Origin of the sequence: Micromonospora sp. NPDC047753 (assembly GCF_040642735.1) — a bacterium.
GTDB lineage: Bacteria > Actinomycetota > Actinomycetes > Mycobacteriales > Micromonosporaceae > Micromonospora.
Genome location: NZ_JBEYSL010000441.1, coordinates 1 through 5,679, shown reverse-complemented (window position 1 = coordinate 5,679; position 5,679 = coordinate 1). Strand labels below are relative to the sequence as shown.

Annotated in this window: 4 protein-coding genes and 2 pseudogenes; 1 reads left to right on the top strand and 5 read right to left on the bottom strand. The window is 71.6% G+C overall.

Annotated elements, in window-relative coordinates:
- Window positions 1–78: 78 nt before the first annotated feature.
- Window positions 79–846, top strand: a pseudogene (locus tag ABZ749_RS27880) (helix-turn-helix domain-containing protein); the annotation flags it as partial.
- Window positions 847–892: 46 nt separating this feature from the next.
- Here ABZ749_RS27880 and ABZ749_RS27875 read toward each other — a convergent pair.
- From ABZ749_RS27875 to ABZ749_RS27855, 5 genes and pseudogenes are all read right to left on the bottom strand, one after another.
- Entirely contained in the window at window positions 893–1,501 is a 609-nt protein-coding gene (locus ABZ749_RS27875) for a TetR/AcrR family transcriptional regulator (RefSeq protein WP_357233019.1), read from the bottom strand.
- Between the two features lie 11 nt (window positions 1,502–1,512).
- Entirely contained in the window at window positions 1,513–3,081 is a 1,569-nt protein-coding gene (locus ABZ749_RS27870) for an MFS transporter (protein ID WP_357233021.1), read from the bottom strand.
- A gap of 84 nt (window positions 3,082–3,165) precedes the next feature.
- Window positions 3,166–3,837, bottom strand: a complete 672-nt coding sequence (locus tag ABZ749_RS27865; RefSeq protein ID WP_357233017.1) for a transcriptional regulator — start codon at window positions 3,835–3,837, stop codon at window positions 3,166–3,168.
- A gap of 78 nt (window positions 3,838–3,915) precedes the next feature.
- Complete coding sequence (locus ABZ749_RS27860; RefSeq protein WP_112583339.1) at window positions 3,916–4,929, bottom strand: branched-chain amino acid ABC transporter permease; 1,014 nt, start codon at window positions 4,927–4,929, stop codon at window positions 3,916–3,918.
- A pseudogene (locus ABZ749_RS27855) lies at window positions 4,926–5,585 on the bottom strand (branched-chain amino acid ABC transporter permease); the annotation flags it as partial. The gene ABZ749_RS27860 and the pseudogene ABZ749_RS27855, both read right to left, overlap by 4 nt.
- Between the last annotated feature and the right edge of the window lie 94 nt (window positions 5,586–5,679).

The following is a 5,679-nucleotide window of genomic DNA, read 5'->3' as shown; positions in this document are numbered from 1 at the left end:
CGCCAACCGGGCCACCGTCCGACTGGCCGGGCACCCGCCACCGCTGCTGCTCTCCGGCGGCCGGGTCACCCCGGTGCCCGCGCCCGGCGGGAGTTGCTGGACGACCTGATCGCCCGCCCGCTGCGCGACACCGACGCGCTTCGCAGTCGGGCCCGTCGGCTCGGGGTGGACCTGGACGCGCCGCACGTGCTGGTGGCGGTGGGCGACGACGCGATCGCCGCGACCGGCTCGGCTCGGCAGCGGGTGCTCTCCTGGGCCACCACGTACGCGTCGGCGCGCGGCGGGTTGGCCGCGGCGCGCGACGGTCGGGTGGTGCTGATGCTGCCGGGGTTGGACGCGGGCGGCAGCGCCCGCGCGGTGGCCCGGGACCTGTCCCGGGTGACCGGCCGACCGGTGACCGCCGGGGCGAGTGGCCCGTCGAACACGCCGTCGGCGCTGGCCGGGACGTTCCAGGAGGCGGACCGGTGCCTGACGGCGCTGGGCGCGCTGGGCCGCGCCGGGCAGGGCGCGAGCACCGTGGAGTTGGGCTTCGTCGGGTTGTTGCTGGGCACGGTCGGGGACCGGGGCGAGAAGGACGTGACCGAGTTTCTCACCGCCACCGTCGGGCCGGTGCTCGACTACGACGCCCGACGCGGCACGGCTCTGGTGAAGACGCTGGAGGCGTACTTCGGTGTGGGCGGCAGCCTGGCCCGGGCCGCCGAGCAACTGCACGTGCACGTCAACACGGTGACCCAGCGGTTGGAGCGGGTCGGGCAGTTGCTCGGCGTCGACTGGCAGCGGCCCGAGCGGGCGCTGGAGGTGCAGCTCGCGCTGCGCCTGCACCGACTGCGCACACCAGCCGGCTGACCAACGCCGGCCGGCGGCAGGAACGCCGCCGACCGAGCACCCGGCGTCAGCGGGCCCGGATGCCCTCCAGCACGGCGTCGACGACCCGTTCGGGCAGGGTCTGCTCGTCCAGGTCCGGGTTCCACTGGAGCACCCGCTGGATCAGCATCGGCCCGGTGAGCAGCGCCATCGTCACCTCGACGTCGATGTCGGCGCGCAGCACCCCCTCGTCGATGCCGCGCCGCAGCACCTCGCGCATCAGCTGCCGTCGGGGCGAGATGATGTTCTGGTAGAGCTGGAACTGGTCGGCGCTGCGGTTCACCGCGGGTGCCAGGCAGGGCATGATCTTGGCTGCTCGCGGGTCGACGTTCTTGCCGATCGCGCCGACCAGCAGCACCAGGTCGTCGCGGACGGAGTGGCCCGCCGGCTGGGCCATGACGCCCTTGAGGCGGCGCAACGCGTCCAGCAGCAACGCGTCCTTGCCGGCCCAGCGGCGGTAGATGGTGGCCTTGCCGACTCCGGCGCGGGCGGCGATCGCCTCGATCGAGAGCGCCTCGATGGTGCTGCCCTCGGCGAGCAGGTCGAGGGTGGCCTCGATGATGGCCTCGTCGGCGCGGATGCTCCGCGGTCGACCGGGCGACCGCGGAGCATCAGCAGTGGACGTCATTTCCGTCATTCTTCCCGGACCTATGCCGTGCCGGCCAACTCGGGCTCGGCGACCGGCGCCGCCGGGGCGACGCTCGCGTCCTCCTTGCCCGGCATCCAGCGCAGCACCACGATCATCCCGAGTGCGGCGATCACCGCGGACAGCCCGGCCGCCCAGTGCATGGCGGTGACGAAGGCGTCGTTGGCCGCCGAGATCAGCCCCGGCGCCGCCGGGCCGAGCTGGCCCGCCGCCGCGTACGCCCCGGAGATCGACTCGTTGGCCGCGTCCTGGGCCTGGGTGGGCAGACCGGTCAGGGCGTCACCGATGTCGCTGCGGTAGACCGCTGAGAGCACCGAGCCGAGGACGGCAACGCCGAGCGCGCCGGCCACCTGGCGGATGGTGTTGCTGACCGCGGAGCCCACTCCGGCCTTCTCCCGGGGCAGCGCCGACATGATCGACTCGGTGGCCGGCGGCATGATGTTGGCCATCCCGGCGCCCTGGATGAGGAAGACCAGCAGCACGATCCAGATCGGGGTGGAGGCGCCGATGAAGACGAAGGCAGCGAGGGACACCACCGTCAACGCCAACCCGACGGCGGCGACGGCCTTACCGCCGTAGCGGCGGACCATCGCGGCGCTGCGCGGCGCGAAGACCAGCTGGGCGCCGGCGAAGGGAAGGAAGAGCAGGCCGGTCTGCAACGGGCTGTAGTCGCGTACGAGTTGCAGGTAGAACGAGCCGAAGAACATCGAGCCCATCGCGGCGAAGAAGACCAGGCCGACGATGGCGACCGGCGCGGCGAACCGGGGCACCTTGAACAGTCGGACGTCCAGCGACGGGTGGTCGCTGCGCCGCTCGTGCTGCACGAACCAGGCCAGCACCGCGATGCCCACCAGGATCGAGCCCCAGGCCACCGGGCGGTCGAAGCCGTGCTCGCCGCCGTCGATGATGCCGTAGGAGAGGGCGACCAGGCCGACCACGGAGAGCAGCACGCCGAGTACGTCGATCCGGCCGGGCCGCGGGTCACGCGACTCGGGGACCAGCAGCGCCACCAGGACCACGCCGGCGGCGACCACCGGCACGTTGATCAGGAAGACCGAGCCCCACCAGAAGTGCTCCAGCAGCGCGCCGCCGAGGATCGGGCCGATCGCCACGGCGAGACCGACCGCGCCGGCCCAGACACCGATGGCCCGACCACGCTCGCGCGGGTCGAAGACGTTGGAGATGATCGACAGTGTCACCGGCATGATGGCCGCGCCGCCGACCCCCATCAGGGCGCGGGCCGCGATGAGCTGTCCGGGGCTCTGGGCGTACGCGGAGAGCAGCGACGCCAGGCCGAACAGCACCAGACCGATCATCAGGAAGCGCTTGCGGCCGGCGCGGTCGCCGAGCACCCCGAAGGTGAACAGCAGCCCGGCGAAGACGAGCGTGTAGGAGTTGATGGACCACTCCAGCTCGCCCTGGCTGGCGCCGAGACCGTGCACCGGGTCGGCCAGGGTGCGCAGAGCGACGTTGAGGATCGTGTTGTCGAGGACGACCACGAGGAGGCTGATCACCAGCACCCCCAGGATCGCCCACCGCCTCGGGTGTCCGGTGTTGTTGTGCAGCTCCATGCCTGGCTTTCCCCCCACGCTTGTCACCCGAGACGCAATACGATACGGGTCAGACTCGTAACGCGGATCAGCCTACGACGCGCATTAACGATACGGCACCGATCCGTATCGTATGTGGTGGGCATCACGCCCGGCCGCGACCGACAGGCAGGCGTCGACGGCCTCCGTCAACGTGCCGAGACGCACGGCCGGACCGCTGAGCGGCTCGATCCAACCCGGCCCCGCGCCGTACACCCGAAGGCGCGGAAAGTCCCGGGCGAAGCGCACCAGGCGGTACGCGCGGCCGGTCAGCGGCGTCTGCGACCAGAGCACGACGGTGCGCGGACGGGCCCGGTACACCGCACTGGTGAGCGCGGACCAGGGCAGCGCGGGGCCAAGGTTCAGACAGCCGCGACCCTGCTCGCGCAACGCGGCGGCGAGCGCCAGCAGACCCAGGCTGTGCGCCTCCTTCTCGGCACCGGCCAGCAGCACCCCGCCGGTGCGCAGTGACCGGCCCGGCTCCCGGCGGTACGCGTCCAACCCAACCCGGACACCCTCGCAGAGGGCGTGCTCGACGACGACCTCGACGGCGGTACGCCCCGACAGCCGGGCCAGCAACGGACGACAGACCTGCTCCCAGAGCGCCGGCACGCCCCAGGCCTCGGCCAACTCCAGCACCAGCGTCGCGACGGCGTTGGCGTCCAGGTCCTCGGCCGCCAGCGACACCTGCTTGTGCGCGATCTCCACGGCCTCCGCCGGCATCGGATCGGTCAGCACCAGACGTACCCCCGGGTAGACGTTCTCTACCCGGGGGTTCGCTCGGCGGGCACCTGGTGGATGCGCCGTCGCGGAATTTCAGCGGCGGCGGGCCGCCAGCCGGTGGGCCAGCGCGGCGACGCTGCCCCAGATGCCGCGCCGGAACAGCACCACGACCAGGACGAAGATGCCGCCGGTGACCAGGCCGATCGCCTCGAACCCGGAGAACGACAACCAGTCCTCCAGCCGGACCACGAGGGCGGCGCCGAGCACCCCACCCCAGAGGGTGCCGATCCCGCCGAGCACCACCACGATGACCGCCTTGCCGGAGGTGGTCCAGTGCAGCACGTCCAGCGAGACGAACCGGTGGCCGACCGCGAACAACCCGCCGCCGAGGCCGGCGATGAACCCGGAGAGCACGAACGCGGTGAGCTTGTACCGGTGCACCGGGTAGCCCAGCGCCCGCGCCCGCGCCGGGTTGTCCCGGATGCCGACCAGCACCCGACCGAACGGTGAGTGCACGATCCGCCAGGCGGCGGCGAGCCCGAGCAGCACGATCGGCAGGATCGCGTAGTAGAAGAAGTAGTCGTCGGTGAGGTCGACGCCGAACAGCTCGCGGGGCACCCCCTGGAGGCCGTTCTCGCCCTGCGTCACCGAGCGCCACTCGTTGGCGACGTAGTAGACCATCTGCGCGAAGGCCAGGGTCACCATGGCGAAGTAGATGCCGGTCCGCTTGACCGCCAGGTACCCGATCGGCACCGCCAGCACGGCCGCGGCGAGGGCCCCGGCCAGCACCGCGAGGGGAAACGGCAGGCCGGCGTGGATGGCCACCAGCCCGGTGACGTACGCGGAGGTGCCCCAGAACGCGGCGTGGCCGAAGGACATCAGCCCGGTGAAGCCGAGCAGCAGGTCCACCGCCACGGCGAAGAGCGCCCAGCAGAGGATGTCCACAGCGACCGCCGGGTAGAGGCCGTTGGGCAGCCACGCCGCGACGGCCAGGCCGACGGCGAGCAGCGCGTACCGGACCCAGCCGGGGGCCCGGGCCACGGCGATCAGCCCGGACGGTGGCGTCGAACGGGACGCGTCGGTAGGAGTGTCCACGGTGTTGGTCATGCGGGGGCCTCCTCCCGACCGAACAGGCCGGCCGGGCGCCAGAGCAGCACGCCGGCCATCACGACGAAGACGATCGTCTGCGAGACGAGCGGGAAATTGGAGAGGTACGCCTCACCCCACGCCTGCACGAGTCCGATGCCGAAGCCTGCGGCGACCGACCCGAAGATCGACCCCAGCCCGCCGATCACCACCACCGCGAACACCACGATGATCAGGTCTGCGCCCATCAGCGGGTTGACCGCGCGCATCGGCGCGGCCAGCACACCGGCGAGGCCGGCCAGCCCGATGCCGAAGCCGAAGACCGGAGTCACCCACCGTCCGACGTCGATGCCGAACGCACGGGTCAGGTCCGGCCGCTCGGTGGCCGCACGGACCACCATGCCGATCCGGGTCCGGGTCAGCACCCACCACACCGCGACGCAGAGCAGCACCGCGAAGCCGAGGATGAACACCCGGTACGTCGGGAAGTCGAACAGCCCGAAGTCGACCGACCCGCTCAACAGCGACGGCGTCTCGTACGGGCTGGACTGCACGCCGTAGCGCAGTTTCACCAGGTCCTGAAGGATCAGCGTCAGACCGAAGGTGAGCAGGAAGTTGTAGAGCGGGTCCAGTTTGGTGAGGCGGTGGATCACCGCGCGTTCCAGCGCCATGCCGAGACGGCAACTAGCCACGGCCAGGCGCTCGTCTTGGGTGGTGTCAGGCACGGTAAGCCTCCACAAAGGACAACGACGATGAACCTCGGCCCGTTCA

Coding starts and splice junctions, on each gene's coding strand:
- ABZ749_RS27860 (WP_112583339.1), bottom strand. CDS start 4,929: ATGACCAACACCGTGGACACTCCTACCGACGCGTCCCGTTCGACGCCA.
- ABZ749_RS27870 (WP_357233021.1), bottom strand. CDS start 3,081: ATGGAGCTGCACAACAACACCGGACACCCGAGGCGGTGGGCGATCCTG.
- ABZ749_RS27875 (WP_357233019.1), bottom strand. CDS start 1,501: ATGACGGAAATGACGTCCACTGCTGATGCTCCGCGGTCGCCCGGTCGA.